Source organism: Streptomyces sp. NPDC104761 (assembly GCF_055583445.1).
Map to the genome: position 1 here is coordinate 346968 of NZ_JBVJNZ010000005.1, position 26408 is coordinate 373375.

General features: G+C 68.9%; 31 protein-coding genes. 12 read left to right on the forward strand and 19 right to left on the reverse strand.

Annotated elements, in window-relative coordinates:
* The first annotated feature begins 122 nt into the window (after nt 1-122).
* Nucleotides 123-1679, forward strand: a complete 1557-nt coding sequence (locus tag ACZ63F_RS17040) for a sigma-70 family RNA polymerase sigma factor (RefSeq protein WP_469711834.1) — start codon at nt 123-125, stop codon at nt 1677-1679.
* Here the strand turns inward: ACZ63F_RS17040 and ACZ63F_RS17045 are convergent.
* The 9 genes from ACZ63F_RS17045 to ACZ63F_RS17085 form a co-directional block, all read right to left on the reverse strand.
* Nucleotides 1676-2137 carry a TadE/TadG family type IV pilus assembly protein gene (locus ACZ63F_RS17045; RefSeq protein WP_469711836.1) on the reverse strand — a complete coding sequence of 154 codons (462 nt, stop codon included), beginning with the start codon at nt 2135-2137 and terminating at the stop codon, nt 1676-1678. The genes ACZ63F_RS17040 and ACZ63F_RS17045 overlap by 4 nt on opposite strands.
* Nucleotides 2134-2544: a TadE/TadG family type IV pilus assembly protein gene (locus tag ACZ63F_RS17050; RefSeq protein WP_352354314.1), complete on the reverse strand. Its 411-nt coding sequence runs from the start codon at nt 2542-2544 to the stop codon at nt 2134-2136. The genes ACZ63F_RS17045 and ACZ63F_RS17050 overlap by 4 nt, the downstream gene beginning before the upstream one ends.
* A gap of 9 nt (nt 2545-2553) precedes the next feature.
* Nucleotides 2554-3006: a TadE family protein gene (locus ACZ63F_RS17055; protein WP_469711837.1), complete on the reverse strand. Its 453-nt coding sequence runs from the start codon at nt 3004-3006 to the stop codon at nt 2554-2556.
* A gap of 75 nt (nt 3007-3081) precedes the next feature.
* Nucleotides 3082-3333 (reverse strand): hypothetical protein, encoded by a 252-nt coding sequence (locus ACZ63F_RS17060; protein ID WP_469711838.1) that lies wholly within the window; start codon nt 3331-3333, stop codon nt 3082-3084.
* A gap of 69 nt (nt 3334-3402) precedes the next feature.
* Nucleotides 3403-4323, reverse strand: a complete 921-nt coding sequence (locus ACZ63F_RS17065) for a type II secretion system F family protein (protein WP_351487477.1) — start codon at nt 4321-4323, stop codon at nt 3403-3405.
* Entirely contained in the window at nt 4320-5312 is a 993-nt protein-coding gene (locus ACZ63F_RS17070) for a type II secretion system F family protein (protein ID WP_469712055.1), read from the reverse strand. The genes ACZ63F_RS17065 and ACZ63F_RS17070 overlap by 4 nt, the downstream gene beginning before the upstream one ends.
* Nucleotides 5313-5351: 39 nt before the next feature.
* Nucleotides 5352-6659, reverse strand: coding sequence for a CpaF family protein (locus tag ACZ63F_RS17075; RefSeq protein ID WP_457697190.1), 1308 nt, complete (start codon nt 6657-6659; stop codon nt 5352-5354).
* Nucleotides 6656-7495 carry a hypothetical protein gene (locus tag ACZ63F_RS17080; protein ID WP_352354308.1) on the reverse strand — a complete coding sequence of 280 codons (840 nt, stop codon included), beginning with the start codon at nt 7493-7495 and terminating at the stop codon, nt 6656-6658. Before ACZ63F_RS17080 ends, ACZ63F_RS17075 begins: the two co-directional genes overlap by 4 nt.
* Before the next feature lie 17 nt (nt 7496-7512).
* Nucleotides 7513-8250, reverse strand: coding sequence for a hypothetical protein (locus ACZ63F_RS17085; protein WP_469711839.1), 738 nt, complete (start codon nt 8248-8250; stop codon nt 7513-7515).
* A 512-nt stretch (nt 8251-8762) separates the two neighbouring features.
* Between ACZ63F_RS17085 and ACZ63F_RS17090 the strand changes: the two genes are divergently transcribed.
* Nucleotides 8763-9434, forward strand: coding sequence for a hypothetical protein (locus ACZ63F_RS17090; protein WP_469711840.1), 672 nt, complete (start codon nt 8763-8765; stop codon nt 9432-9434).
* A gap of 9 nt (nt 9435-9443) precedes the next feature.
* On the opposite strand, the gene ACZ63F_RS17095 is transcribed toward ACZ63F_RS17090, so the two are convergent.
* The 5 genes from ACZ63F_RS17095 to ACZ63F_RS17115 are packed head-to-tail and all read right to left on the reverse strand — an operon-like array spanning nt 9444 to nt 13270.
* Nucleotides 9444-10040, reverse strand: a complete 597-nt coding sequence (locus ACZ63F_RS17095) for a hypothetical protein (RefSeq protein ID WP_469711842.1) — start codon at nt 10038-10040, stop codon at nt 9444-9446.
* A complete protein-coding gene (locus ACZ63F_RS17100) occupies nt 10040-10705 on the reverse strand; it encodes a hypothetical protein (RefSeq protein WP_469711843.1) in 666 nt (221 codons plus the stop codon). The genes ACZ63F_RS17095 and ACZ63F_RS17100 overlap by 1 nt, the downstream gene beginning before the upstream one ends.
* Nucleotides 10702-11496 carry a hypothetical protein gene (locus ACZ63F_RS17105; protein WP_469711845.1) on the reverse strand — a complete coding sequence of 265 codons (795 nt, stop codon included), beginning with the start codon at nt 11494-11496 and terminating at the stop codon, nt 10702-10704. The genes ACZ63F_RS17100 and ACZ63F_RS17105 overlap by 4 nt, the downstream gene beginning before the upstream one ends.
* Before the next feature lie 59 nt (nt 11497-11555).
* Nucleotides 11556-12971, reverse strand: a complete 1416-nt coding sequence (locus tag ACZ63F_RS17110; RefSeq protein WP_469711846.1) for a hypothetical protein — start codon at nt 12969-12971, stop codon at nt 11556-11558.
* The gene (locus ACZ63F_RS17115; protein ID WP_351708794.1) at nt 12968-13270 is read right to left on the reverse strand and encodes a hypothetical protein; all 303 of its coding nucleotides are present in this window, start codon (nt 13268-13270) and stop codon (nt 12968-12970) included. Before ACZ63F_RS17115 ends, ACZ63F_RS17110 begins: the two co-directional genes overlap by 4 nt.
* A gap of 244 nt (nt 13271-13514) precedes the next feature.
* On the opposite strand from ACZ63F_RS17115, the gene ACZ63F_RS17120 reads away from it, so the two are divergent.
* The 7 genes from ACZ63F_RS17120 to ACZ63F_RS17150 all read left to right on the forward strand — a co-directional run bounded on the left by ACZ63F_RS17120 (nt 13515) and on the right by ACZ63F_RS17150 (nt 19154).
* Nucleotides 13515-14285: a hypothetical protein gene (locus ACZ63F_RS17120; RefSeq protein ID WP_469711848.1), complete on the forward strand. Its 771-nt coding sequence runs from the start codon at nt 13515-13517 to the stop codon at nt 14283-14285.
* On the forward strand, nt 14270-15334 hold the full coding sequence (locus tag ACZ63F_RS17125) for a hypothetical protein (protein ID WP_469711849.1): 1065 nt from the start codon (nt 14270-14272) through the stop codon (nt 15332-15334). The genes ACZ63F_RS17120 and ACZ63F_RS17125 overlap by 16 nt, the downstream gene beginning before the upstream one ends.
* A 61-nt stretch (nt 15335-15395) precedes the next feature.
* Nucleotides 15396-15698 carry a hypothetical protein gene (locus tag ACZ63F_RS17130; RefSeq protein WP_234533856.1) on the forward strand — a complete coding sequence of 101 codons (303 nt, stop codon included), beginning with the start codon at nt 15396-15398 and terminating at the stop codon, nt 15696-15698.
* Nucleotides 15699-15756: 58 nt separating this feature from the next.
* Entirely contained in the window at nt 15757-16974 is a 1218-nt protein-coding gene (locus tag ACZ63F_RS17135; protein ID WP_469711851.1) for an enoyl-CoA hydratase/isomerase family protein, read from the forward strand.
* Between the two features lie 11 nt (nt 16975-16985).
* Nucleotides 16986-17879, forward strand: coding sequence for a hypothetical protein (locus ACZ63F_RS17140; RefSeq protein ID WP_469711853.1), 894 nt, complete (start codon nt 16986-16988; stop codon nt 17877-17879).
* A gap of 23 nt (nt 17880-17902) precedes the next feature.
* Nucleotides 17903-18613 (forward strand): hypothetical protein, encoded by a 711-nt coding sequence (locus tag ACZ63F_RS17145; RefSeq protein WP_469711854.1) that lies wholly within the window; start codon nt 17903-17905, stop codon nt 18611-18613.
* A 64-nt stretch (nt 18614-18677) separates the two neighbouring features.
* Entirely contained in the window at nt 18678-19154 is a 477-nt protein-coding gene (locus ACZ63F_RS17150; RefSeq protein ID WP_469711856.1) for a hypothetical protein, read from the forward strand.
* On the opposite strand, the gene ACZ63F_RS17155 is transcribed toward ACZ63F_RS17150, so the two are convergent.
* Nucleotides 19120-19545, reverse strand: a complete 426-nt coding sequence (locus ACZ63F_RS17155; RefSeq protein ID WP_469712057.1) for a transposase — start codon at nt 19543-19545, stop codon at nt 19120-19122. The genes ACZ63F_RS17150 and ACZ63F_RS17155 overlap by 35 nt on opposite strands.
* 138 nt (nt 19546-19683) lie before the next feature.
* Here ACZ63F_RS17155 and ACZ63F_RS17160 point away from each other — a divergent pair, with 138 nt between their 5' ends.
* The 3 genes from ACZ63F_RS17160 (at nt 19684) to ACZ63F_RS17170 (ending at nt 22205) form a co-directional block, all read left to right on the forward strand.
* Nucleotides 19684-20358: a hypothetical protein gene (locus tag ACZ63F_RS17160; protein ID WP_469711858.1), complete on the forward strand. Its 675-nt coding sequence runs from the start codon at nt 19684-19686 to the stop codon at nt 20356-20358.
* On the forward strand, nt 20346-21389 hold the full coding sequence (locus ACZ63F_RS17165; RefSeq protein WP_469711859.1) for a hypothetical protein: 1044 nt from the start codon (nt 20346-20348) through the stop codon (nt 21387-21389). Before ACZ63F_RS17160 ends, ACZ63F_RS17165 begins: the two co-directional genes overlap by 13 nt.
* A gap of 99 nt (nt 21390-21488) precedes the next feature.
* Entirely contained in the window at nt 21489-22205 is a 717-nt protein-coding gene (locus ACZ63F_RS17170; RefSeq protein ID WP_469711861.1) for a hypothetical protein, read from the forward strand.
* A 56-nt stretch (nt 22206-22261) separates the two neighbouring features.
* Here ACZ63F_RS17170 and ACZ63F_RS17175 read toward each other — a convergent pair whose 3' ends face one another.
* The 4 genes from ACZ63F_RS17175 to ACZ63F_RS17190 are packed head-to-tail and all read right to left on the reverse strand — an operon-like array spanning nt 22262 to nt 26404.
* Nucleotides 22262-22855 (reverse strand): hypothetical protein, encoded by a 594-nt coding sequence (locus ACZ63F_RS17175; protein ID WP_469711863.1) that lies wholly within the window; start codon nt 22853-22855, stop codon nt 22262-22264.
* On the reverse strand, nt 22848-23498 hold the full coding sequence (locus tag ACZ63F_RS17180) for a hypothetical protein (RefSeq protein WP_469711864.1): 651 nt from the start codon (nt 23496-23498) through the stop codon (nt 22848-22850). Before ACZ63F_RS17180 ends, ACZ63F_RS17175 begins: the two co-directional genes overlap by 8 nt.
* 34 nt (nt 23499-23532) lie before the next feature.
* Nucleotides 23533-24906, reverse strand: a complete 1374-nt coding sequence (locus ACZ63F_RS17185) for a hypothetical protein (protein WP_469711866.1) — start codon at nt 24904-24906, stop codon at nt 23533-23535.
* Between the two features lie 7 nt (nt 24907-24913).
* Nucleotides 24914-26404 (reverse strand): putative T7SS-secreted protein, encoded by a 1491-nt coding sequence (locus ACZ63F_RS17190; RefSeq protein WP_469711867.1) that lies wholly within the window; start codon nt 26402-26404, stop codon nt 24914-24916.
* Between the last annotated feature and the right edge of the window lie 4 nt (nt 26405-26408).

The following is a 26408-nucleotide window of genomic DNA, read 5'->3' on the forward strand; positions in this document are numbered from 1 at the left end:
CCGCAAGGAACTTGAGTGACATGCGTCACTTCGTGATGCGCTGGAAACTTTGCTTGAAAGTTTCGTCATCTACGCTGACAAACCTTCTCCCGCCCCTGAGCCGGCAACTGGAGCGTTCCGCCATGCCCGACGGTTCCTCTGCAGTGATCAGCGCCACCGCCTACGCCCGGATCTACGAGGAACAGCAGCCGCGGCTCGTCGCGTACGCCCGCTCCCTCACCCGCAACGCCTGGGTCGCCGAAGACCTGGTCGCCGAGGCGCACTTCCGGGTCTGGCGGCGGCTGACCGAAGGGCACGAGATCGACAACGTGGCGGCGTACCTGACGACGACCGTCCGGCATCTCGCCTACGCCGCGAGCGGTGCCGCGCGCGAGACCCCCCGAGACCCGCACGACGACGAGCAGGCCGAGTCCGGCCGGCTCGGCGAGGACCCCGCCGAGCACGTCTCCTCCGTCGATCTGCTGGTGCGCGTCCTCGGCCAGTTGCCCGAACGCTGGGTCAAGGCCCTCTGGCTGGCCGAGGCGGAGGGCCGGCCGCTGGCGCAGATCGGGCCGCAGCTGGGCACCAAGGAGGGCGCCACCGCCGTTCTGCTGCACCGCGCCCGGGAGGGGATGCGGCAGGCCTTCCTGCGCACCCAGACCGGGGTCCCGGACGACCCCGCCTGCCAGGTCCACTGGAGCCGGATGCCCGCGTACGTGCGCGGCGCGGCGACGCAGCGCCAGTCCGACCGGCTGCTCGGCCACGTGGACGCCTGCGCGGACTGCCGGATGCGGCTCGCCGCGCTGATGAGCGCCAACGACCGGCTTCCCGCCCTGGTCGGCCCGGCCCTGCTGGTGTTCGCGGTGGGCGGCACGGCCGGCAGGTTCCTGCTGACCCTGACCGCGGCCGGGGCCTCGGCGGCCGGCCACGCGGGCGGCGGGGCGGGCAGCGGGCTGCTGCACGGCGTACGGCAGGCCACCGGTGTCGCCGGTGCGAAGGCGCCGGTGGTGGTCGCGGCGGCGGGCGCGCTGGCGTCCGGTGCGGCGGCGCTGGTGCTGATACTCGGCCCCGGCCAGTCCGCCTCCGTGCCCGCCCGGCGGACACCCGTCGCCGACGCCCCGGTGGCACGGGTACCGGTGACCGGACGGCCGACGGTCCCGGAGGCCACGACTGCCCCGACGGCCCCGACGGCCCCGACGGGCACGCCCACCACGCGGCCGACGGTGACACCGGGTCAGGGCGACGGGAAGACGGTACGGCCGCGAAGCGCGGAGGACGGCGGTACGGACAGCGGGGTCGCGTCCGAGCCCAAGCCCGAGCCCACGACGCAACCGCCGTCGGGCGGTGACGACGGCAACGGCGACGGCAGCACTCCGCCCGCACCGACGGAGCCCGCACCGACGAAGCCCACGCCGCCCCCCGCGCCCACGGCTCCCCCTCCCCCGGCACCGCCGACCACACCGCCGCCCGCGCCGACGCCGCCCGCCGATCCCACTCCCCCGGCGGATCCTTCGCCCCCGGCGGACCCGCCGCCCGCCACGGACCCCGCCCCGACCCCGGTCACCCCACCCGTCGACGACTGCCCACCCCGGCACGAGCACCGCAGAGGGGGGCGGGGAACTGCGCGGCCAACCACGACGCCGCCGCAGCGGAACGACGGCGCACAGCGGCCCTCCCCCGGCGGAGCGTCCGGCGGCTAACCGACCTCGTTCTCGGCCGTCGCCTCCCCGTGCACCACGATCGCGCCGCCGTAGAACATGCCCGTGAAGACCGGCTCGTAGGTCAACTGGACCTCGACCTGGACCTGTTGGGCGTCGGCGGCGACGCAGTGGGTGCCCGCGACGTCGGCGGCGGACATGTCCATCTCGCGGGCGAAGGTCTTCACCCGGGCGTCGCAGTCCTGGAAGTTGATCGGCGCCTCGCCCTGGTTCTCGTACAGCTTCTCCAGGTCGATGTCCTGGGCCGCGTAACGGGCCGCCTGTTCCGCGATGTCGGCGGCACGTTCGCGCTTGGAGATGGACAGGCCGCCGTCGATGACGAACGCGGACAGGGAGAGGAAGACCAGGGCGAAGATGATGACCGCGCCCGCCCCCGAGCCCCGGTCGTCGAGGCGGAGCCGGCGTGCGGCCCACCAACTGCGCAGCACCGCAAGGCTCATGCCGCCCTCCGGAACGGGTCGAGGGGCGAGGAGAACGTCGAGGACAGGGTCGTGGGGATGTCCAGGCCCAGCATGGCCAGGCCGCGCACCCGGCAGCTCACCTGGACCGTGAAGATGCCGCCGGACTCGAAGCCCGCGCTGGTCTGGACGACCGAGACCGGCCCCGAGCAGACGTCGGACAGGTCCGCGTCGGCGGCCTTCCGGGCCTCCGACATGGCGGTGGCGTGGTCCTTCTGGATGGACCCGGCGCGGGCCGCGTCCCGTGCGGCGCCGTCGATGGCCCCGCGCCCGTCGACGAGCTGGCCGAAGGCGACCAGGACCAGGATGAACAGGATCATGACGGGGGCGAGGATGACGACCTCGACGGTCGACAGCCCCCGGTCGTCGGCCAGAGCTCTCTTCTCCACGGCGGGCCTCTAGTTCCTGTCCTTGACGAACCGCTCCACCGGCCCCGCGGACCGTGCGTGCACCGTCAGGTCCAGGCCCGGGAACACCGTCGGGATGCGGGCCGTGATCTCGACGCCGACCGTGGTCTGCTCCGGCTGGAGCATCTTCACGTCGGGCGACAGGACCAGCTGGGGGCCGAGTTGCCTGATGTAGGAGTCGACCACGTCCTGGGCCTCGCCGCGCCAGGCGCCGGGCTCCGCGTCGGCGGTGGCGCGGGCCTTGCGGGCGCCGGCCTGGGCCGCCGCCTGGGCCACGTGGTCCGCGAAGAAGTACAGGGCGAACTGCACCGTCGCGAAGATCATGAAGAACAGGACAGGGGTGAGGAACACGAACTCGATCGCGGTCATGCCCGAGTCGCCGCGCGCGGCCGCCGCCCGGCGGCGTACCCAGCCGCGCAGGCCTCCGCGCACGCCCGCGGGCATCCCCGTCACCCCCGTCACCCCGTCACCCCCGTCGTGGTCGCGCTCGTCTGCTCGTCGGCTCGTCCGCTCGTCCGCTCAGCAGGTTCCGCTGGCGTTGGCGCCCTTGATGCAGTTGCCGACCTTGTTGGCGCCGTCGCTCAGCGCGGCGTTGATGATGGCCGCCACCACGCCGACGATCGCCACGACGACCGCCGAGATGATGACCCACTCGACGGCGGAGGCACCGCGGTCGAGTTCGCCGGAGCGGGCGCGCTGCACCCGGCCCTGGAGGAAGGTGACCAGGAAGTCCACCGCCGGGATCCCGGTGCTGAGGTTCCGTGTGTTCATGATGTCTTGTCCTCTCGAAACAGCAGTTGGCGAAGGTTCTCTACGAAGCTCGGGTCAGCTCGGGTCGGCTCACACCTGGAACACCCGCATCGCCGCCGGGAAGATCAGGAAAACCAGGAAGCCGGCGCACAGCAGCAGCTGGGCGACGAGCATCGACTGGGACTTCTCGCCCGCGCTGCCCTCGATCTCGGCGAGTTCGCGGTGGCGCATGGTCTCGGCGCGGGAGGCGAGGGACTCACGGACCTTGGCGCCGTCGTCCGCGACCAGGGCGAGGGAGGCGGAGAGGTCCTTGAGCTCCTCCACACCGAGCTCCTCACCGAGCGCGCCGAGGGCCTGCCACTGGCTGACGCCGGTGATGCGGGCGTCGGCGAGGGCGTTGCGGATGCGCTGGTTGGCCCAGCCGTCGGAGACCTCGGCGGCCGCCATCAGGGCCTCGGGCAGGCCGCGGCCGCCGGCGAGGCTCATCGACACCAGGTCGAGGTACGCGCCGATCACGCGCCTCAGATCCCGGCGCTTCTCGGCCGCGTCCCGTCGCACCTCCAGGTCGGGCAGGAAGAAGAACAGGGCCGCGCAGGCGAGGGCCAGCCAGACCGGGATGACCGGGTTGTGGCCGAAGCCCATCGTGTAGACGACGGCGAACAGGAACGGCCCGAAGATCAGGCCGGCCGCCGCGAGCAGCACCTTGGTCGCGAGGAACTTCTCCCAGCTGCGGTCCAGGACGGCGAGGTCGGCGCGGAGCGAGCGCTGTTCCCAGCCCTGCTGCCGGTAGAACTCGGCGACCCGCTCGCCGACCTCGGCGCGCAGCGTGCCGAGCCGGCCGGTGTCCTGCGTCTGCCGCGCCGACTCGTAGGCCGCGCCGCGGGCCCGCATCGCGTCGATCCGGGCGACCTGGGCGACCGCGCTGCGCCGGGACGGCATCAGGGCGCGGATCAGCACGTAGACGCCGAGCCCCAGGGTCACGCCGACGAGAATCGGCATCGTGAGGTTCACCGGCGGGCTCCTTCCTCGCTGGGGAGGGTCTGCTGACCGGGGTGGCCGGGCGCACCGGGCTGACCCGGGTGGCCCGGCTGGCCGGGAGCGGTGCGGGGCGGCCGTACGAACTGCACGGACGACTGGTCGCGGACCAGGAACCGTTCCGGGGTCTCGATGGTGGACAGCTTGCGCAGCCACCAGAAGCCGAGCGCGAACAGCGCGCAGACCAGGGCGAGGACCAGCTGTCCGACGGCGGTGCCGTACGGGGAGACGAAGTCCCGGTTGAAGACGGCGAGGCCGAGGACGAAGGCGACCGACACGGCGACGACGATCTGCACCGAGCGCCGGGTGGAGGCCCGCTGGGCCATCACGCGCTGGCGCATGTCGACCTCCTCGCGTGCCGACTTGGCGAGCGCGCCGAGGACCTGGCGCAGACCGGGGCCGCGCAGGCGGGCGTTGAGGATGAGCGCCGCCACGATGATGTCGGCGGAGGCGTCGTCGATCTCGTCGGCGAGGTGCTGGAGTGCGTCGGGCAGCGGGGTGCGGGCGCGCAGCCGGTCGACGAGGGCGTCGAGGTGCGGCCGCAGGATCGGTGCGGCGGCGCGGCCGGAGGCCGGGATGGCCTGCTCCAGGCCGACCGCGCCGGCGATCGTGTCACGCAGCGACTCGGTCCAGGAGGCGAGGGCCTCCACGCGCTTCATCGCGGCCCGCTCCTCGGCGGCGCCGCCGAACAGCTTGTCCCAGAAGAAGACGAGGACGCCGGCCGCGATGCCGGCCACCGCCCAGCGGGTCAGCAGCAGGACGACGAGGCCGATGATGGCGGCGAGGGAGCCGCGCTGGCCGGCGAACCGGATGAGTTCGGCGGCCCGTTCGTTCGCCTTCTGCTTCTCGTGGTCGGGCTTGGCGGGCAGGCCGCGGACCGCGAGGATCAGCAGCGCCAGTCCGCCGCCGACGGCGACACCGCAGCCGAGGCCGTAGAGGACCGTGGTGGAGAAGAGCCCGCCCATGGAGCCCAGGGAGGCGAAGGGGTTGAGGTTCATGTCACGTCACCCCCACGCCCCGTGCGGCTGGTAGCCGTGGGCCATCAGGTCCTCCAGACAGGCTATGGGCGCGTGCGGGACGATCCGGCCGTCCGGGGCCTCCGCGAACACCTCGCTGGACAGCACCCTGCCGTCCACGCCGTTGACCTCGCGGACGGAGGTGACCATGCGCTGGAGGCGGCCGCCGGTCTGATAGTTGTTGCGCCGCTGGATGAAGACGACGAAGTTCACCGCGCCCGCGATCAGCATCTGGCTGGCCTCGATGGGCAGCCGCTCGGAGGCCTGGAGCGCGTAGGTCGAGATGCGGTTGAAGACCTCGCTCGAGCTGTTGGCGTGGATCGTGGACAGCGAACCGTCGTTGCCCTGCGACATCGCGTTGAGCATGGTGACGATCTCGTCGCCGAGGACCTCGCCGACGATGACCCGGGACGGGTTCATACGCAGCGACCTGCGGACGAGTTCGGCCATGGAAATGGCGCCCTGCCCTTCGGAGTTGGGCAGCCGCTCCTCGAACGCCACCACGTTGGGGTGCAGGTCGTGGAAGGTGTCGAGCCCGAGCTCCAGCGCGCGCTCGACGGTGATGAGCCGTTCGTGCGGCGGGATCTCGTTGGCGAGGGCGCGCAGCAGCGTCGTCTTGCCGGCGTTGGTCGCCCCCGCGATCATGATGTTCTTGCGGGCGCGGACCGCGCAGGCCATGAAGTGCGCGACCTCGGGCGTGAGCGTCCCGTTCCCCACCAGGTCGGAGATGAAGACCTTGCCCATCCGGGCGCGGCGGATGGAGAGCGCGGGCCGCCGGGTGACGTCCATGACGGCGGAGAGCCGGGACCCGTCGGGAAGCCGCAGGTCGAGCTGCGGGTTGGCGGAGTCGAAGGGCCGCGACGACAGACCGGAGTAGGCGCCGAGCACCTGGATCAGCTCGATGAGCTCCTCGTCGGTCTCCGCGACGGGATCCCCGATGACCTCCCGCCCGTCGCTGAACCCGACGAAGACCTGGTCGCACCCGTTGATGTCGATGTTCTCGACGTCCGGGTCGTCGAGCAGCGGCTGCAGCCGTCCCACGCCGAACAGGGCCGCGTGCACGGCGGCCGCGTACTGCTCCTCGGTCTCCGCGTCCAGCGGGGTGCGCCCGGCGTTGATCTCCGCGCGGGCGTACTCCTCCAGGATCTGGGCTATGACCGCGCGGGCGTACTGCCGTTCGTCCTCGGTGGACATCGGCGTGACGCCGGACGCCTGGTCCTGGCGGCGCTGCTCGGCGATCCGGTCACCGGCGTCCTGCCGGAACCGCTTGACCAGCTGGTGGTCGACAGCGGTCATCGGCCGGCCCCCGCGTGGGGTGCCTGGGTCGGTACGGCCCAGGCGGCGCCGTACTGCTGGTGGAGGTCGGCGGTGACCTTGCGGGCCGAGCGGATGAGCAGGGACTTGTCGAGGCGCCCGCGCTTGCGCCCGGCCAGCTGGTCGGCGCCGGCCGGGTCGTCGGCGATGGTGCCGACCACGCGGGCGCCGGTCTGGGCGTGCACGAGCATGTCGTTGACCTGGTTGACCAGCTTGCCCGAGCTGGACGGGTCGGCGACCAGGACCACCCCGATCAGCGGGGTGGCGAGGGCGGCGGCGCCGCGCGGTCCGCCGTGCAGCTTCTGCGCGAGGGCGGCGGCCCGGTCCCGGACCCGGGCGAGCGCCTCGGGCTCGGTCCGCGAGACGAGGAGCACGAGCGCGGCGTGCGGGAACATCTCCACGGCCGGGGTGTCGCCGCTGATCCGCCCGCAGTCGGCGATGACGTCGGCCGGGGCGTTCGGGGAGTCGGCGAGGGCGGCGAAGGCGTGCCCGAGGGTGGGCCACAGCCCGGCGAGCCCGGCGGCGTGCTCGGCTATGCCGAGCCCGACCAGCACTTCAAGCCCGCCGCTCAACGGCTGCACGTGGTCCCAGAGTTGATCCGGCACGAGTCCTCTGCGCGCCGTGGCGGCGATGGACAGCATGCCGGTGTTCGGATTGAGTGGTCCGCCGTGCGCGGCGGCACTGCGGTAGACCAGGTCGCCGCCGGCCGGGTCGGCCTCGGCGAGCAGGACCCGGCGCGGCCAGACCGCGGCCAGCGCGACGGCCGCGGTGGTGACGCCGGGGGAGCCCTTGTCGGCGGCGATTGCGATGAGCGCCATGGGGTGGGGGCCGCCTTCTAGTTGCCGTTGCCGGATACGCCGGGAACAAGGACGAGGGCGACCTCTCCGTTGGACGCCGCGTCGGCAAGCTCCGCCGCCTTGTCGCTGTCCACGGTGAGCGTGATGGCGTAGTTGGTGCTGCTGACGAGGGAGCTGTCGCTCTTGGCGTCCGGTACGGCACTGACCCTGGCGTTGCCCGTGATCAGCGAGTCGCTGCCGGAGGAGGACGAGCCGCCGGAGGACGAACCACCCGAGGACGAGGAACCGGTGACACGGTAGGCCGCGACGGTGTCGCCGATCTCGATGCCGGACGGGTACTGCCCCTCCTTGAGGGCCAGGCCGACGGTGGACTTTCCGGCGGGGAGCTTGCTGCCGCTGCCGAACATCTCACCGACGGCGACGACCCCGGCCGGGATGGTGCTGACGGCCTTCAGCTTCTTCAGGCTCTCCAGCTGGGACCACCGGACGTAGTGGATGCTGGAGTCGTCGGCGACCATCACGGAGGTCACGTTGCTCCCGGTCACGGACGAGCCGGCCGGAATCTCCTGCGTGATCTTGATGACCTCGATCCGCTTGCCCGCCTGCAGCACGAGCGTGGTCGCCCCCAGCGCGCCGAGCAGGATCAGCAGTACGGCGAGCGCGGCCAGGGCGGGCTTGCGCTCGCGCGGCGCGGTGGGAAGACGGTCACCGACCGAAGGCTGAGCCGGACCGGCGGAACGACCGGCGCCCGCCCCCGTACGCTCTTGGATCTTCACGCAACCGCTCCCCGTTACAGCCAAGACAGTGTCTGTCAAGAACTCTGAAAACCTGTCAACGCTCGTCGCCCTGCCCACCGGCACAGCGAAAGCGGACACTTCACACCAATCACCCCGAACCGGCCAAATACTCGGCCGCGGGGTGGGTGTCAAGCGATCGCACCGTATCAGCCGCACATAAGCCCCTCAAGGCGCGGCCGGACTCCTTGACCTCACTGAAATCGTCGTTGCGATCTGCAACGGCGTTGACCTGTGCGGCGGTTGGGACTCAGGGCACATCAAGGGACGCCGGAGTGTGCGCCGGTGAATCCACCGCCTCCCGCCCGCGGCCGGTCCGGGCCCGGCGCCATCACCGTGCACCCATGAGGCCTGCACGAAGTGCTCACGGTGACAGCCGGGTTGGGACGGCGGCCTGAGTAGGATCGCGGGATCACGGTCACCCGGCCGGACGACGGGTTTCACGCCGTGAACGACCGTGACGACGACCCCGACGACCGCGAGGATGGCAGACCGTGACCGTGCCGCAGCGCCACTCCTGGCAACCCCCGGTCGGCGAGAAGCTCGTGGCGCGCGCCCCGGTGTCCTTCGCGACCGGAGCGGCGGACCGGGTCAAGGGCAGGCGCTGGTTCCGCGACCCGGAACGGCGCGACATTCAGGCCGAGTTGGCGGACTGGCCGAAGGGCCCCGTGTACCGGCTCAGGTCGAGGACCGGCCTCGTGGTGAAGACCGTCCTGGGCGTCACGTTTCTCCTGGGTGTGCTCGCCCTGGCCGTGGTCGCCGACGGCAACGTGCCGTCCGGCAGCGGTCCCGGCGGTTCCGGCTCGCTGGGCAGGAGCGAGGACCCGGAGAACGAGGAGAGGGACTTCCCGGTGCTGTGGGCCGCCCCCGGCACCATCGCCCGTACCCTCCCCTGGGAACTCGACCCGGCCCGCCGCCCCGACACGGACATCACGCACCTGGTCCTGACCGACCGCCGCCTGCTGGTCCTCGGCGGACTCCAGGACCCCAGGGACCCCTGGGAGGAGATCCTCTGGGAGACGGACCTGAGCACGGTCGCCACGGTCGAACGACGGCCGTTCAGCATCGGCGGACGGGACTTCCGGATCACCTTCACGGACGGCTCCTGGTGCCGCCTGACGTCCCTGGAGGGCGAGCCCCTGATCAGTCACCTGACGGCGGCCTGACCGCTCCGGCTAGGCCGTGACCCGTACGGTCCGCGCCAGTTCGTCGGTCAGCTCGCACAGGGCGTCCGTGTGGACCTGCGCCTGCCAGGACGTCAGCAGTACCAGTCCCCACCTCTCGTCGGCCCGGATGCCGTACGCGCACGTCTCCATCACCGTCCCCAGCCCGTCCCGGCCGACGTCCCGGACATACGCGTGCCGGACACGCACCGCGGGCCCGGCCGGCAGGGTACGCAGCTCGGCCTCGGGCGGCCGGTAGGACTCGGCGGTGGGGGCGGCGAGGTAGCGCTGCAGGAGCTCGACGCTCAGTACCGGGTACGTCTCGTCGGCGACCAGCGCCGACAACTCGATCCGCGCAAGCTCCCCGAGCCGCGGCTCCGGCACGTACGACAGCGCGGTGACGGGCCCGCGCTCCCGCGAGTCGGCGGCGGCCTCGCGAAGCTCGGCGGCGAGGGCGGTGCGGAGCTTCGGGTCGGGGGTGTCGGCGCGGACGAGCCGCCGGGCGGCCTCTTCCGCCCAGGGGCCCAGCTCGACGGGCGTGCGCACGGGCAGCGCGACGGCGTCCTCGGGCACCTTCATACGCACCGTGGACGCGGCGAACTCGGGCATCAGGCCATCCATTGCAGGGTGCGGGCGACGGAGTCGAACAGCGTGATCAGGGCCTCCACCAACGGCTCCAGCGGCGGTGCCGTCGGCGTGGAGAAGGAGAGCAGCAGCCGCTGGCCGCTGTGCGGGACGGCGAGGTAGACGTCCAGGTGCGTGACAGCGAGCTTGTTGCCGTCGGGGTCGTCGGCGGCGGGCCGGCGGAGGTAGCGGTGGCGTACGGCGGGACCGGCGGGGAGGTCGACGAGGGTGACGTCGCCGACGCCGGCGCGACCGTCCTCACCCCCGTCGGTGCGGAGGGCGAGGGAGCGGGCGATGTCGCCGAGGTCGCCCGGTTCGGTGCCGGGTGGCGGCCGCAGCACCGTCACGACCAGACCGGCGGAGACGGGGACCTGGCCCAGGACCTGGTCGACGACGTACATCTCCACGCCGCCGTTGGCCTGCGCGGCCTCGGCCTGCTCCCGCATCCGCTCCGCCAGCGCGGCCTCCAGCTGCGGGGTGGCCTGTGTCCGCCGCAGCCGCCGCTTGACCAGCTTGTCGATGCGGTGGGTCCAGCGCTCCGGACTGTCCAGCACGATCCGCTCCCAGCCGTCGGGGACGGCCAGGCGATAGTCGGAGGGCGGTGGGGCGGGGGCGCTGGTGACGGCGCGGGTTTCGGTGCCGTCGGTCATACGCCGGCCCCGCTCGGACGGCCGCTCCGGTTACGGGACCTCGTGCTCGCCGGGCTCAGGGCGGCGGCAGCCAACGGTGTGAGGAGGAGAACGACGGCGGCGCCCAGGCAGAGGTAGTCGATGACGCCGTCATCGAGGTCCGCCTTACGTCCCAGGAAAGGCCGGTAGTGTCCTGCCGGATCGATCACCGCCTGTGTTCTCGTCCCGACCATGGTCTCGTCCGTGCACCACTTGTCGTTCCTGAACACCTGGCGGATCGATCCGTCCGGGAGCTTGACGCGGCAGTACAGGGTGGCCACACCGTGCGAACCGCGGTCCACGGCCTTGGCGTACGTGACCGTGGTCTCCTGCCCGCGCACCTGGAGGTACCACTTGTCGGCCTGCTGGGACCCCAGCCAGACCAGCACCACGTAGGCGGCCACGGCCAACACCCGTACGACGGGGCCACCGCGCCAGAGCGGGGCTTTGACCGCCACCCAGATCACGGCCATGCCCCAGGCCAGGCCGACCAACAACGCGTACCTGTCGATCAGATACGTGGACGCCAGACAGCCGACGACACCCACGAGGGCGATCAGCGGCAGTCGGACCCAGGCCCATACGCTGGTGGTGTCCTCCGGCTTTCCTCCGTCGATGTCGAGGATGCGCCGCACACGCCGCGTATGACCGTCCTCTTCGGCGATCCGCCGCAACTCCGGCAGGCCAAGCCCGACTTCCTCGAACGTGCGCTGCTTGGCCGGCGAGAGTCCGGCGAACAATTCGTCGACGGTCCGACCGTCTTCCCGTGCCACTTCTTCTCTGCTCCCCTTGCCCTCATGGGCCTCGCGATGGTCGGGTCTCGTCGGGTGTCTCAGCCTCCGGCGACCTTCAGGTGCCCGTTGTAGAAGGGGATTCCGTTCGCGCCCCAGCCGTTGGTGTGCTTCAGACCGTCGAAGACGTTGGGTTCCAGCGAGCTCGGTTCCCAGGAGTGCATGGGGGCCACGTTCATGACGCCCGCGGCCGTCGGCAGGATCTGGCTCGCCTGGTAGAGAGCAGCCCGCGAATAGGCCACGGTCCTGAACCCGGCGTCCGAAAGACCGATCAGCCTGGGCAGTTTGCCCTTGACGAGGATTCCGTCGTCCTGGGCCGTCTTCGTGATGGCCTCACGTATGTCGTTGTAGTACGACTTGAAGTCGAGGGAATCCTTGACGATCGACCGCATCGTCGGCAGAACGCCGTTCGGCCCTTTCGCCAGGGCCTCACTGATCTTGCCCGCCTTGACTCCCGTGAGCGCCTCCGCACTCTCGCCGGCCACCTTCGCGTCCACGCCCAGCTCCCGCAGGGCGAGGAACTGTTTCAGAGCGGCCGACCCGCGCGCGGCGGTGGCCGCCTCCTTCGCGGCCGTGCCCAGGATCCGCCCGGCGCCGAACGACAGCACACCGACCACGTCGATGGCGACGTCCAGCCAGGTGCCCTTGCCGTCCAAGGCGGAGACCGTGTCACAGACGAGGGCGACCACCGACGCCACCAGGGCCAGCGCCACGATGATCTCGCCGAACACCGGGATCGCTCCGAACACGAGCGCCAGGACGCAGAGCACGCCGGCGATCGCCCCCGCCCAGTGCCCCACCTCGGCGACCCAGTCCTTCCAGTTGTCCCACCAGTGATGCTTGGGATCCTTCAGCCCGTCGTGGTCGATGGCGTCCCGGATCGCCTTGGCGGCGTACCCGGCCTGCGTGTCCCGGTAGTCGAGCGCGGCCCGGAGTTCCCGCTTGGCGGCGTCGAGTTCCCCGTCCGAGGCCTCCTTCTGGCGCTTCAGCTTCTGCTTGTCCGGGTGGTTGTCGTCAGCAGAGGGATGCTGATCGATCTGCTTCTGGTAGTTGCTGCTGTCGGCGTCGGCAGCCGCGGCCTTCTTCAGCGCGGCCCGCACCCGGTTCTGCGCGTGGTTGAGAGCGGTGGCCCAGTTCTCCCGCACGGTGTCGGCGATGGGCTCGTACGGCACGGAGGAACCGAGCGCCGCCCCCGCCGCCGCATACCGCTGATGAGACTGCCTCAGCAGTTTGACGGTGTCGCCGGTCTTCGCGCTGAACGCCTTCCCGGCGTCCGAGTCCCACCCGTTCCCGTCGACGAGGTTGTTCAGCTTGGCGGCCTGCTCCTCGATCAGGCGCGCGGTGTCGGAGATCCGCTTCCCGAGCCGGGCTACCTCGTACGGATCCCCGGGCGTGAACTCCTTGTCGTCGTACCGGGCCGTCTGCCAGTCGACGCCGGAGAAGTCGTGATCGCTCACTTGTCCCCCGGCTGAGCCTTGACCAGCGCGTCGGCGAGATGCTGATCGACCCCGTCGTAGGCCTTCGCCGCCTCCCCCGCGGTCTTCCCGAGAAACTCCAGCCCGTCGCAGAGTTCTTTGCGCTTCTTCTTCCAGTCGTCCGCGAAGTCACCGAGCGCGTCGGCCACCTCTCCGGACCCGATCTCGGAGCCGTACGAGTCGACGAGATCCTTCGCATGTTCAAAGTTGGACTTCAACTTGGCGACAGACCTGCTGATCTCCCGCAGCTCTGTCGTGGACACCTTGACGTGGTCCGCCACTCCTACCCCCGTGAACACCTGCCTACCGACCACCCCGCGAGACACAGGGAGCCAGGGTCACTGTGTGTCGAGGGTTTTCGGGGCTACAACCAACGGACCGCAAAGGGAGCTCAAAGGAGGGGGCGGCGCCAGGTGGGTCACGCGGGCGTCCACGCCGTGCCCGCGCAATCTTCACGATGCCCTTGCGGTCGGCCCGGGATGAGGCCATCGCCACAGGACCCGCTCATCCCGCAGGACACCTCGAATGTCCTCAATCACCACATTTACAGTGAACTTCGCGGTGGCGAAACCCGGGATCCCGCAGATACCGTTTGCACTCTTGCCGAACTTCATTCTCACGGGGGAGTCCACAGTGAAGCGCCGCACCATGCCCGTTGCCGCCGCGCTCGCCGCGACCGCAGCTCTGCTGCTGACGGCGTGCGGAGGCGGGGACGACAGCTCCAAGGACAAGAACGACAAGATCGCGGGGGCCGGCACGGAAGCATCGGCTTCCCCTTCGCCGTCCGCGTCCGCCTCGGCGGACAAGAACGCGCCGACGTTCGCGTTTCCGTCGGACATCACCGTGACGGTGGACCGGCAGTCGACGGGAGACGCCACGAAAGACGCGATCCTGCGAGACGTGGCGTACTCGACTCAGGCCAATATCGAAGCTTTCGGCAAGGGTGATGGCAAGACCAGCAACATGAGCCGCTACTTCGGCGGGGCTGCCTTCACCTACTGGTCCCAGCGTGTTGCGACCCTCAAGAAGCAGGGCCTCACGCTCACGGGTCACTACCGGTACTACGACTTCGAGGTCACCGACGTCGCGAACGGCAAGACTGCGGCGGCTCGCTACTGCGAGGACCAGAGCAAGGCGTACGGCAAGGAAATCAAGACGAACAAGGTTCTGCGCACCAAGCCGAGCAACAAGGACTTCGTGCTGTACACGCTTCAAGCAGCCCTGGACTCGGCCGGCGACTGGCAGGTCACACAACAGAACTGGAAGAAGGGGGCCGCGGCGTGCGTCCAGGGCTGAGGTCCGGCGCGGTTCGGGCCGGCGTCCGGGCGGCCCTGGCCGCAGGCCTCCTCGTGGCGCTGGGAACTGGATTGCCGGCCTACGCGGGTGACCCCAAGACAGGTGATGACACGGGGACCGGCGGGCAACCGCCTGCCGACCCCAGCGGGAACTCGGGGGCCAACTCCGGCGACGATTCCGGTGGCAACTCCGGCAGCGGCACCATCGGCGCCCACATCCGCATCAACCAGAAGACCACCGGCTCGTCCACGTCCACGGCGACCGCAACTTCCTCGAACGCCAACTGGAAGCCCCCCGTCTGCTGGTACGAGCCCATGTACTCGCCGGACGAGTACGAGAACTTCGTCAAGTCCTCGTACAAGGGCGCCCAGGAACCGGCCGCGAGCTACGCGAAGAAGCGTGCCGACGAGGATTACCACAAGGGCGACAAGGGCCTTTGGTGGCAGGTGCAGTTCCGCAACGACAACTACACCGACGCCTGTCCCGTGACCCCTGACAACTGGGAGATCTGGGTCCCGCCCGCGCAGCCGAAGGCGGACCCCAACCAGCTGACTCCCGAGATCCTCTCCGAACTCGCCTACAACTCGACCAAGCTGCCGAAACCGCCCGTGGTGCTGAACCCGAGCGCGGACCACCTCAAGGTGAACCTCGGTACGCGGGTGAAGTTCGAGGGGAACTTCGACCGGGTCTGGACGACTGCCAGCATCAACTACAAGGGCGTCGAGATGGCCGCGACGACCGTCGCGACCCCCGTGGCCCTCAGGGTCGACGCGGGCACGTCGGACGCCGATCCGCAGAGCTGCACGTACGACCTGGTGAAGGGCGACGACGGCTACACGGTCGACAGCAAGGACGCGGCCTGCAACATCACCTACCTCCGCTCGTCAGGTACCGGCACCTACCCCTTCAAGGCGTCGATCACCTGGAAGGTGACCTGGACGGACTCGGCCGACCCCGACGGACCCGCACGGCAGCCGGGCCTGCCCGACGGCCTGTCCACGTACGAGCAGAACGTGACCGTGAAGGAAATCCAGGCGGTCAACCGCTGACGAGACGCGAGCGGCCCGCCGGACTTCGGCTCCGGGCCGCTCCAGGAGACCGGAATCCGACATGAGTGACCTGCGCCTCGAAGACACGATCTTCCAGGACCTGAAGAAGACCTTCTCGTCCATCAGCGACCGCATGGAGACCACCCGCCGCACTCTCCGCAGCGCGGACGCCTCGGCAGTCGGTGAGAAGCAACTCATCGAAGACGTCCAGGACTTCGCCGACGACTGGGGCTACGGCATCAAGCAGCTCGGCAAGCACACCCAGGGCGCGGTGAAGATGATCAACAAGATCGGCGAGAGCTTCGGCAAGCTCGACCTGGATCTGGCCGAGTCCCTCAAGGCTCCGAAGCAGAAGGGCAAGTGACGTGGCTGGGCAACGGCCTGCCTTCCCCCACATAGGCTGGGACCCCACGCCAGGGAGCGTGGAGGACACCCGGGACCTCGCCAAGCAGCTGGGCAAGCTGGCCGGCGAGCTGGGAACGGCGCTGAGCGAGCTGGAACGCATCGAGACCGGCGCCTGGAAGGGCAAGACCGCGATCGCGTTCAGCGAGTACGTCGGCCAGGACGTCACCCCGCTCATCCGCAAGAGCCACGAGTCCTTCGACAAGGCCTCGCGTGCCCTGCACCGCTGGGCAGGCGACCTCCAGGACTTCCAGGACCGCGCGGACCGGCTGGAGAAGAGCGCCGGGGAAAAACTCGACGCCAAGGCGACGGCACAGGCCAAGGCCGGCAGCGACGGCAGCACGGATCTTGCGAAGGCCTCCAGCGCGGTGGATGGAGTCATCCAGAAGGTCCACGAACTGGAGGCGGACTACCGAGCGGCCGCCCGTCAGGTCAGCAAGGAACTCGACAAGGCCGGCGACATCGCCCCCGACGAGCCCGGCTTCTGGGACAAGCTGGGGCACGGGATCGCGAACGCCTGGGATGCCACAGGTGACTGGCTCAAGGAACATGCCGACCTGATCAAGGAGATCGGCGATGTCCTCAGCGACGTCACTGCGATCCTCGGCGTGCTGGCGATCATCACTCTGCCTTTCGAGCCTCTCGGCGCGATCTTCGGTGCTGCAGCGGTTCTCACCAGTGGAATGGCGCTGCTGGCACACTCGGTCGCCAAGGCAAGTGGCGCTGACGTCAGTTGGCTCACCATGGGTACGGACGCGCTGGGGCTGCTGCCAGGTATCGGCCTCCTCGGGAAGGGCGCCAAGGTGGCCAGCAAGGCAGCCGCGGCCGAGCGGATCGCGGAATTCGGCAGTGGCTTCAAGGTGTCCGGCATCGAGCGCGCATTCAACGTGATCGCAACGGGCGATATGGCAAAATCCGTCGAAGGCGGTATCGGCCTGCTGGGCAGGCGGATAGTCCTGGGCGGTGCGGGAAAGGACCTCGGACTACTGTCCCATGAGAGCGGTGCGATGAACCGCCTGGCCGGGCTCGCCGAGGCGGGATATCACCAAGGCCAGTGGCTCGGCACCAAGGGTCTGGCGCTCGCGGGCGAGAAGTTCACGGTCGACCCCTTGAGCAAACTGGGCAGAGGGATCGATGTGGCAGGCAAGGTGCTTCCCAAGGGCATCAGTATCGGCCTGCACAGCGGTGACTCGGCCAACCCCGGCGACAGCCTCCAGCAGTCCGCCACAGCACATTGAGGCACGAGAACATGACGAGATGGCAACCTGAGGCCGACGAGACCCTGCTGGCGCGCTGTGGAGTGAGTTTCGCCACCGGCGTCGCCACACCCGTGGCCGGGATGCGCTGGTTCAGGGATACGACGCGACGGGACATCCAGGACGAGCTGCCGGGCTGGCCGACAGGTCCGGAATTCACCGCCCGCACCAAGAATGAGAGCCGCCTGCGTGAGGGAGGCAAGTTCGGCGCTCGCACTCTGCTCGTAGCGACCCTCGGCGTCCTCGAATCGCTGGCCGGGTCCGGCAGCACAGGAAACATCTCGCGGCTCGGAGAGCCCGAGGAGTCAGAGAACGAGGTCGAGGACTTCCCCGTCATGTGGGCGTCGCCTGGAACTCTCGCCCGTACCCTCCCGTGGCAGCTCGACCCCGGGCGCCGTCCCGACACGGATCGAACCCATCTGGTGGTGACGACCCGGCGAGTCCTTGTCCTGGGGCTGCAGGACGACAAGAACGCCACCCATGACGAGGTCCTGTGGGAGACCGAGCGGTCCAACATCAGCACCGCGAAGCGGATGAAGTTCAGCCGGTACAAGGTGGACTTCAAACTCGTGTTCGCCGACGGATCATGGAGTCGCCTCGCGGGTTGGAACACAAACTGTCGTGACGATGTCACCCGCCCCCTGGCCACCCGTCCTGAACTGTTGGCCGGCGATGCGCTCACGGAAGGACAACAGACGACCGTCGCGGAGTTGCTGAAGCGCCAGAAAGGACCTGGCGATCTCGTGATCAGTCGTCGGCCGAGTGGCCATTTCCTCGCCGAGTATCTGAGGACCAGCACGATCGATCCCGACTACGGAATCAGCAGCGATTTCTCCCTGATGGGCGTCGACGGCGAAGACGTTCCGTTCCAAGAGGGCGACCTCTAAACCGGATTGGAATCGGAAACCCAGTGACCACGCCTCTTATAACGGTCGAAGCGGATATCCCTCCCCTGACGTTCGAGGTTCCCGAGAGCTTCTTCACTCTTCCGCTGGCAGCCGAGCCCGAAGCGCGGACCGCACTGTCCGACACCTTCGTTCGGGATCTGTACTCCCAGGGCGACGAGGCGCTTTGGACGCCGGCCGCCCCGTACTACGCGGCCTTGGCTGAGCAACTTGCCCTCAGTGGTGTTTCGTATTCAGCCCTGGGCTTGTTCTCCACCGAAGACGGAGGCGTCGTCCAGTGCGCCTTCACCGTGGCAGCGGTCGAAACCGATCACGCAGACCCGGAAACTGCGGCACACGGGATCCTGGTCGCCCTGTCCCGTGATCCGCACCACGACGCACGTTGGTTGGATCTCCCCTGCGGCCCGGCGATCTCCTGCGTCACCATGCGAGAGGTGACACTCTCACCGGAACTCACTGCCGATCACACGGAGAAACAACTCCTGACGGGACAGATCCAGGTCCATGTCCCGTTTCCGACGGGACCCTATACCGCCGTGTTCACGCTCCACACGGCCTCCACCGAATACTGGAACGAGTTCTGCGACGGAACCGTGGCAATCCTCCAGACGGTGTCATTCCCAGCCCCTGAAAGCGACACGAGTTCAGGGGGACAAGGCAGCGGAGAAGCCGACCCGTCGGCCGCGGCGAACTGGGCTGCCTCGGACCGCGTTTGAGATCTGCAGCGAACCAGGTTGGACAAGCATCCGTCCTGTCGTGGCCGGCACGTAGGGTGCGGCCATGACTGTGCCTGACCTGGTGCCCATTCGGCATGAGCCGAACTACCGAACGTCCACGATCGGCCAGTGGGACGGAGGCCAGTTCTTTGCCCACGTCAGCGGTGTTTTCGCAGGCCGGGACGTCGATGGCCGGGTACTGCGGCGGTGGTACTCCGTGTTGCACGAGTTCGACGCCGCAGGTCGGCACCTGGACTCCCGGATCCGCGCAGCCGGAACGGTCGCCGACGGGCCGGCAAAGGCGCGGGTGGTGGAAGCCGCGCAGTGGCTCCTGCACGAGTGGCTGAACGCGCTGCCCGGGCGGCAGTTCACAGACATCGCGATCGCCCCGTTCACCGTGGAGGTCGACGGCGCACTTTTCGGCCTGGTCAGCGAGTGCCACGGGGAATATCCCGAGGGAGAGGAGCAGGACGACTGGGCCGAGTTCTACCCGAACCGGCTCGGGTTCAGCGCGCCGTGGGACGGCTTGTACGACACGTGAGGGGACATGCGCTGTGCCAGCCGGCGGCGCGTGAGAGCAGTCGAGGATTTGGTCGGGTTGCCGAGCGGCCTCGGGTGAGTCGGCGGACCACGATGCCGATCATTGCCCAGCGGATCATGGTTACGGAGTGGGCCGCGCTGGTCTCGTAGTCTCGGGCCAGGCGTCGGTGGGCGGTGATCCACGACAGCGAGCGCTCCACCGCCCACCGCTTGGGCTGAACCTGGAAGCCACGCTGACCGCGGTCTTGACGCACGATCTCTAGTTCGCGGCCGATGACCTGGGTGGTCCAGTCGACCAGGCGGTCGGCGAAGCCTTGGTCGGCCCAGATCCTCCGCACGTTGACTCGGCGCACAAGCGCGCACAAGGCCGTCACCCGTTCAGGCAAGTTCAGGACGTAGGTCACACCTCCGAACACCCCATGCGCCCAGGATTATCACCATTCACAGCGATGTTCGCGCTGGCGAAACCGAGAACCTCCCCGATAACGTCGGACCCGTTGAATGGACTTATGTCTCACGGGGAGTTCACTGTGAAGCGCCGTACTTTGCCCGTTGCTGCCGCGGTCGCCGCAAGCGCAGCCCTGCTGCTGACGGCTTGCGGAGGCGGGGACGACAACGCCAAGGGCAATGACAAGATCGCGGGTGCCGACACCAGCGACCCCAAGACGTCCGCGTCGCCCAGTGCATCCGATGCCGCTGTGGGCGTCAACCGTCCGACCATGACGTTTCCCTCGGACTTCGAGATGGCGTTCGACATCAGCAAGCCGTCCGACGCCAAGGAAGCTGCAGCTCTCGGTGATGCGGAGAACTTCGTCCGTGCCATCAACTACGGCATCATCCGGCAGGATGCCGAGGATGCAGCGTACAAGTTCTACTCCACCGTGGGTGGTACCGCGCAGGCATACGCGAAGAAGCAGATCAAGCAGTACATCGACGGTGGCTGGACCGTCACCGGGGTGCAGCGCTACTCGCAGGGCAAGGTGACCCTGGCTGCCGATGGCAAGCGCGCCTCCGTCGCCTTCTGTGACGACGACTCGAAGTTCTACGGCAAGGAAGTCAAGTCCAAGAAGGTCCTGAAGACCAGTCCCAGTGACAAGGACTACTACTACTTCGAGATCGTCATGACGGCGTCCCAGGAGGTCCGGGGACTGTGGAGCGCAGAGGACGTCGAGGTGCAGTCGGAGGCCACACAGTGCAAGGCCTGAAGCGTCCCACGATCGGCGTCGCCGGTCTGGTCACCGCCCTGCTGCTCGCCCCGGCGCACAGCGCCTTCGCCGGCGGCCCCATCGACAAGGGCACGACGACCACCGCCAGGGAAAACAGCCGCAAGGACGACACTCTTTACGCGGCGGTCTCCTATGACACCTCGAAGAACGGCTCCGGCCGGTCCGTGGGTCACGTCTCGGCCGCCGGAACCTCCTGGACGCCTCCGGCCTGTTGGCTCGCGCCCAAGTGGACGGCCAAGCAGTTCGCCAAGCAGATAGAGTCCGAGTACAAAAACGTCACGACCGACCCGGACCAGCCCAACTACGCCAAGAACGCCACGAGCCAGCTTCGGGACATGTACAAGAACGGCGAGTACAAGAACTACAACCTCGACAAGCAGGACGAGGGCATGTGGTGGGGCGCGGTCGAGAATCCGAACGCGCCCATCCTGGAGAGAACGGCTTGCAACTCGACACTGCCGTTCTGGGCCAAGAACGGCGAAACTCCGAAGGTCAAGAACGCCATCTCACCAGAGATCCTGGCAGGACTCGCCCGTGAACAGATCAAGGTTCCGGGCACCGAGGTGACACTGGCTCCGAGCGGCACCACCAAGGTCAACCTCGCCACGTGGGCATGGCTGGACCACGGGGACTTCAAGCCCGTCTCCGTCACCGCGTCGATCACCGCACCGGGCCTTGACATACGTGCCACCACGGTGGCCACGCCTGTCTCGCTGAAGCTCCAGCCGGGAACCGAGGACGCCGAGACCTATCCCCCTTCCGGTGAGTGCACGTTCAACTCCGACGGTTCGATCGGCGAGCCCTACGCGGCAGGGAGGGCCGGCCAGTCTCCGCCTTGCGGGATCAAGTACCTGCGGTCGTCAGCCGGCGGAGCGTACAAACTCCAGGCGACCGTCACCTGGGAGATCACCTGGACAGGCTCTGGAAACACAACCGGCCGTATGCCGAACGGCACCTTCGGCAACGACCAGGACGTCAGGGTCCAGGAAGCCCAGGCCGTGAACCACTGAGACGCGGGTGAAGCCGCCGACAGCGGTTTCGAGAGCAGTGTGCACGGCTTACGGCTTCCCCTGCGTGAATGACGACGGTCGAGGCCTTCGGCGAACACCATGGAAAGAGAGACGAGTTTGTCCGCGAGCGCCGACCGCACCATACGAATCCGGCTCGGCGTCACGCCCGACGCAGCGGCCTGGTGCACCATCGGCAAGATCCCGGAACCGCCGACCGAAGCGCACCGAGCAGCCGGATCGGGGCCGTTGCGCCCCGCAGTCATCAGGCCGCTCGGCATGCTCGGCGTCGCGCTGGGCATGCCCCTGCTGTACATCGGCAAAGTCCTCGGCCTCCTCGCCATGGGTGAGGAGGCCCTCGAGCGCATGCTGTCGACGGACGGGGCTCAAGAGCTGCACCGCGCCGCGAAGCTGGAGAAGAAGCAGCGGGACGAGGCCGTCGTCAAGTTCGGTCTCGACAAGACCTTCGACGGCGACTGGAGCGGAGCTGCCGGCCGCCTTCTCCTTCGGTGGTACAGCCATTCCTCCCACCACGAACGTCTGCTCGTACTCGCCGAGGGCCGCATTCTGCTGGCCGCTCCGCCCAAGCGTGTATCCATCCGCCGCGCCGCCCTCATGCGGGTCGTCGCCGAGATAGCGACCGAGGACGCCGTCCTTGCGGACCCGCTCTCCGCTTTCAAGGTCAGGAACGACAAGTTGCTCCTGCGCTTCAAAGACGGTTCGTGGCTAACGCTGACGACCGAGGAGTGGGACAGCGAACTTCACACGCACGTGAAGCGTCATCAGCCGCCGGGCGCGACACGGACCGCGGAAGCCTGACAGCCGTGTGCAACCGAGCATTTCACGTGCTCGCCCCCAACGCTGCTTCCAGAAGCTCAGAAACCCACCGTCAGCGTCAACGCGATGCTGTCCGCGGCCTCCTCCATCTCCTCGTCGATTCCCGGCACGGTCCAGGACACCTGGAGCACGACGGCGTTGTCGGTGCCTTCCGGGAGGACTCCGTACGTGACTGTCTGCAGCAGCACCCCGGGACCGCCGCGTGGCATGCCGTCCGCGGCGAAGTTCTGGCGGAGGCGCACGGCGGGGCCGATCGGCAGTTCGGGCTGTGAGATCTGCGGGGTACCGAATTCGTGCGTGCTGAAGGTGTCCGCCAGCCAGTCGAGGGAGAACCGGGGGACGGTCTCGTCGGGCCGGACGACCTCGACTTCCAGGAGGGCCAGAGCAGTGTCGAAGCCGTCGGGGTAAAAGGCGAAACCGTACAGCGGGCCACGGCTGCGGCTGTCCTCGGCCCAGCCCCGCAGGTCCTTCCGCAGGGCTCCCCTGTCCAGCTCGTACCCCGCCGCGCGACTCCGATCGAAGAGTTCCGTCGCGGTGGTCTTCGCCCACTTCTTCACGTCGTCCGACGGATCGAGCGGGAGCGGCACCCAGTCCGTCGGGCAGACGATGCCGCATGTCTCGATGTCACTCATGGGTGCCGTCACCGTCCAGCCAGGTAAGCGAGCCGGCCACCGCGTCGAAGAGCTCGACCATGGCGTCGGCGATCTGCAGTAGTGGGGTGGAGAAGGTCAGCAGGAGGTGCGCCGCGCTTCCGGGCACCGGCAGCTCGTAGTCCACCGTGACCGAGGGCAGCACCTCGTCGGCGCTTCCGGGTGCCCCGGCCGGAGCAGAGGTGTCCGGTTGCCCTGTCTCCCGGCGCACGCGGACCGCCGTGCCCGCCGCCAGTTCCACGACCGTGGCCTCGGCGTCCATGTCGGCCGAGAGACGCGTGGCCAGTTCGATCGGGTCGGGCTGGGCTGTGCCGGGTGCCGGGTGCAGCAGCATGACCAGCAGGGATGCGGGAATCGTGAGGGGACCCGCCTGCTGGAGGCTCAGGTACAGCTCGATTCCGCCGTCCCGGTAGGCCGCCGTGGCCTGCGCCAGGAGTTCGTCGCGCAGTTGCCGCTTGAGGTGGGGCGCGTTGTCGACTCCCTCGAACTTCCGGTCGACCAACGCATCGATCGAGCGTTCGCGCCCCTCCGGGTCGATCCTTACCCGGAACCAGCCGTCCGGCAGCAACAGCCGGTAATCGGCGGGCGATGCGGGAGTGCGGGGAATGCCCACGTTCGCGGTCACAGAGTCTCCGGGGGCGTCGGTCCGGCCGGTGTCGTCACGCATTCTCGTTCGGCTTGTCGTAGTAGAAGCGGCTGAACAGCGACCTCGTCGCAGCTGGGCCCCATTCGGCCACGATGGTCAGAGCCGAGAACAGACCGGCCAAGCGCGCTGTGACGGTGTCGCCGAAGAGTCCGGCGAGCAGCACAAGGCTGAAGAGAGGAACCAGCAGCAATTCGTTTCCACCGATCACCGAGCTGTGCCAACTCGTCTCGGTCCGGGCCTCTTTGGCCGGAAGCGGCGACATCGCCCGGGCATCCGCGGCGAGGGGATGACCGTTCCACCAGGGCTTGGTGGCCCCTGTGGGCTGCCTGCTGCTTCGCATCTCCTCGTCGGTCACGGAAACAGAGAGCGCCGAGACCGTTTCCTCCCAGCGCTTCAGGCCCTGCGGGCCGGCGAACCAGTGCCGCCACGGCAGCAGAGCCCGGACCTCGCCCCTGCGGTCCCGGAACTCGACACCCAGCGGCTGTCGGTCTCCGCGGGACACGATGCGTACGAGCCGTCCGACGCCGTTGGCGCCCGCGCGTCCGAGCCAGCGCTCCCGCCCTACGGTGTCGACGAGTACGACATCACCAGGCAGCACACGTACGGACGCCGTCTGCGTGAACCTCGGCGTCGCGCTCTCGCCTGGAGCCGGATCGGGCGTGATCACCACGGCCTCGGCGAAGCGTTCGCCGTCCCGTCGATTACGCGACCACGCACCGACGCGCACCGCGGAATCGGCTGCCGGCAGCGCGAACAGAGCGCCTGCGGCGATCGGCAGACACCAGTCGACGTCGGCCGCGAAGGCAACGACGAGGGCGATGAGCCAGCCGAAGGCGCCGACGCCTCGAACCCAGTTGTACCAACGGGGCAGTTCGGGGTGGACCGCGCGGTCCGCGGCGCGGCTCGAACCGGTTTCAGGCTGCTCGGGCGCACCACCCGTCAACCGCGGTTTCTCCTCCACCGGGATACCCAGTGCGTCAGCCAGCTCTCTCAGCCCGGTCCGGTCCAGGCACTTCGCCGGCTTCAGGTCCAGGATTCCCACTACGCCGGCTTCCGGCAGCCATTCGGCGAGCGGGACAGTCAGTACGGCGCGCTCGTCCGCGTTCTCGAAGACGAGCACGCCCCAGCGCTCCGCAGGCCGCCTGCTGACGGTCTCCCACGCGTCGGACGCTTCCGGCGAGACGAACACGGCCCGGCTGATGCCTCCGGCACCAACCGGATACCGGCGCTCACGCGATCGCCGGTCGCGTACGACGAGGGTCCTCCCGTCCGCGTAGAGACGAGCCCGGCGCACGACATCGGCATTGTGCGGGCGCATACGTCTGGGCCTCACCAGGGCACTCTGCTCGCCCGACGCCTCCTCCGTTGCCCGCTGCTCGGCCTTCACTGTCCGCTCACCCATCGCCCGTCGTCGTGGCGTCCTTGACCCCGGTCGCCGACCAGACCCCGTCGTGCAACCCACCGATCCCTACATGATCGCCGATCCAGCCGGTGATCTCGCCCTTGTCGAGAAGGTCGGTGGCCGAGGCGACGAAGGTCGAGCCCGCCCAGATCCGGGTCTGCGTCTTGAACACTCCGCCGGCCGCCTTCACAGCATCATCGGCTCGCAGGGACTCGGAGATCTGCCCCATGCTCTTCTCGAGTCCGGCGATGCCGCTGTCCCCGACCCGCGGCGATACTCCGGCCCAGCTGGACCTCTGGCCCAGCTGTCGCAGGTTGCTCCATGTGAGGTCCTGGACGCCTTTGAAACCTTCCAATGTCTCCTTGCCGATCGACTTCGGACTGAAGGCGTCCAGGAGCCGGGCGGTTCCGGGATTCCATCCCTTTGGTGCGCCGGCGATGGCCTCGACACCGGCCTTGCCGCGCAGAGCACCGCCGCTGAGTGCGTTGGCTTGCTTCCACGTCTGGTTCAGGGCCCGCTGGTAGGCAGCCGTACCGGGCTTTGCCCTGATACCGGCCCTGAGCGCCCGACCCGCCGCGGACCTTGCGGTGACCTTGGTGGCCAGTGACGCGCCCTTGGCCCCCGCAATGGCACCTCGACCGATGCCCAGCGTGACCAGGCCGACGACGTCGAGAGCGACGTCAAACCAGCTGCCGTCGCCGGACAGGGCCAGAAGGAGGTGGCCCACGAGCGAAACCAGGGTGGCCAGCAGCGCGATGCTGCCGAGTATTCCGGCGAGCGCCTGACCGATGATCGGGATCCATCCCACCAGCAGAGACAACGTCCCGCAGATGGTGGCGATCCAGCCGCTCCAGGTGAGGATCACCTGGATCACATCGGCGTGATCGTGCACCCACCCCTTGAACTTGTCCCAGCCACTGTCCTTGAGACCGTCGTGGTCAATGGCGTGCCGGATCGCGTCGCGGGCTCGCTTGGCCGCCGCGTCGCGGACCTCCTTCGCCCCCTCCAGGTCCCGCTTCGCCCGCTCCAGCGCCGAACTGGCCGCCTCCTGGCGCTGCTGCAGCTTCTTGCGGCTCGGATCGTCGTCCGGGGTGTCCTTCGGCAGCTTGTCGAGCGCGCCGCCGCTCGCCCGGTGCTCGTCGTCGGCGGTCCGCGCGTCGCGAAGTGCCTTGTCAGCCATCTGTTGCGCCCGGTGGAGCTCGGAGGCGTATTCGGTGGAGGACGAACCCTCCATGACCCGCTCGCCCAGTGCGTCGGCTGCCGCGTCGTAGCGCTGGAAAGCCTTGCGCAGTTTTCCGTCGGCCTCCTGCGCCTGCTGCCGGAATTCGTCCGCCGCCTTGCTCTTCCACGCCTCGACCGAAGAAAGGGCTTTGATCTCGGCAGCCTGCTTCTTGATGGACTCGGCGGTCTTCCGCAGTTCCCTGCCGAGCGCGGCGACCTCGTCCGGGTCGCCGGGTACCGGATCGGCGGATTCGCCGATCACCGCC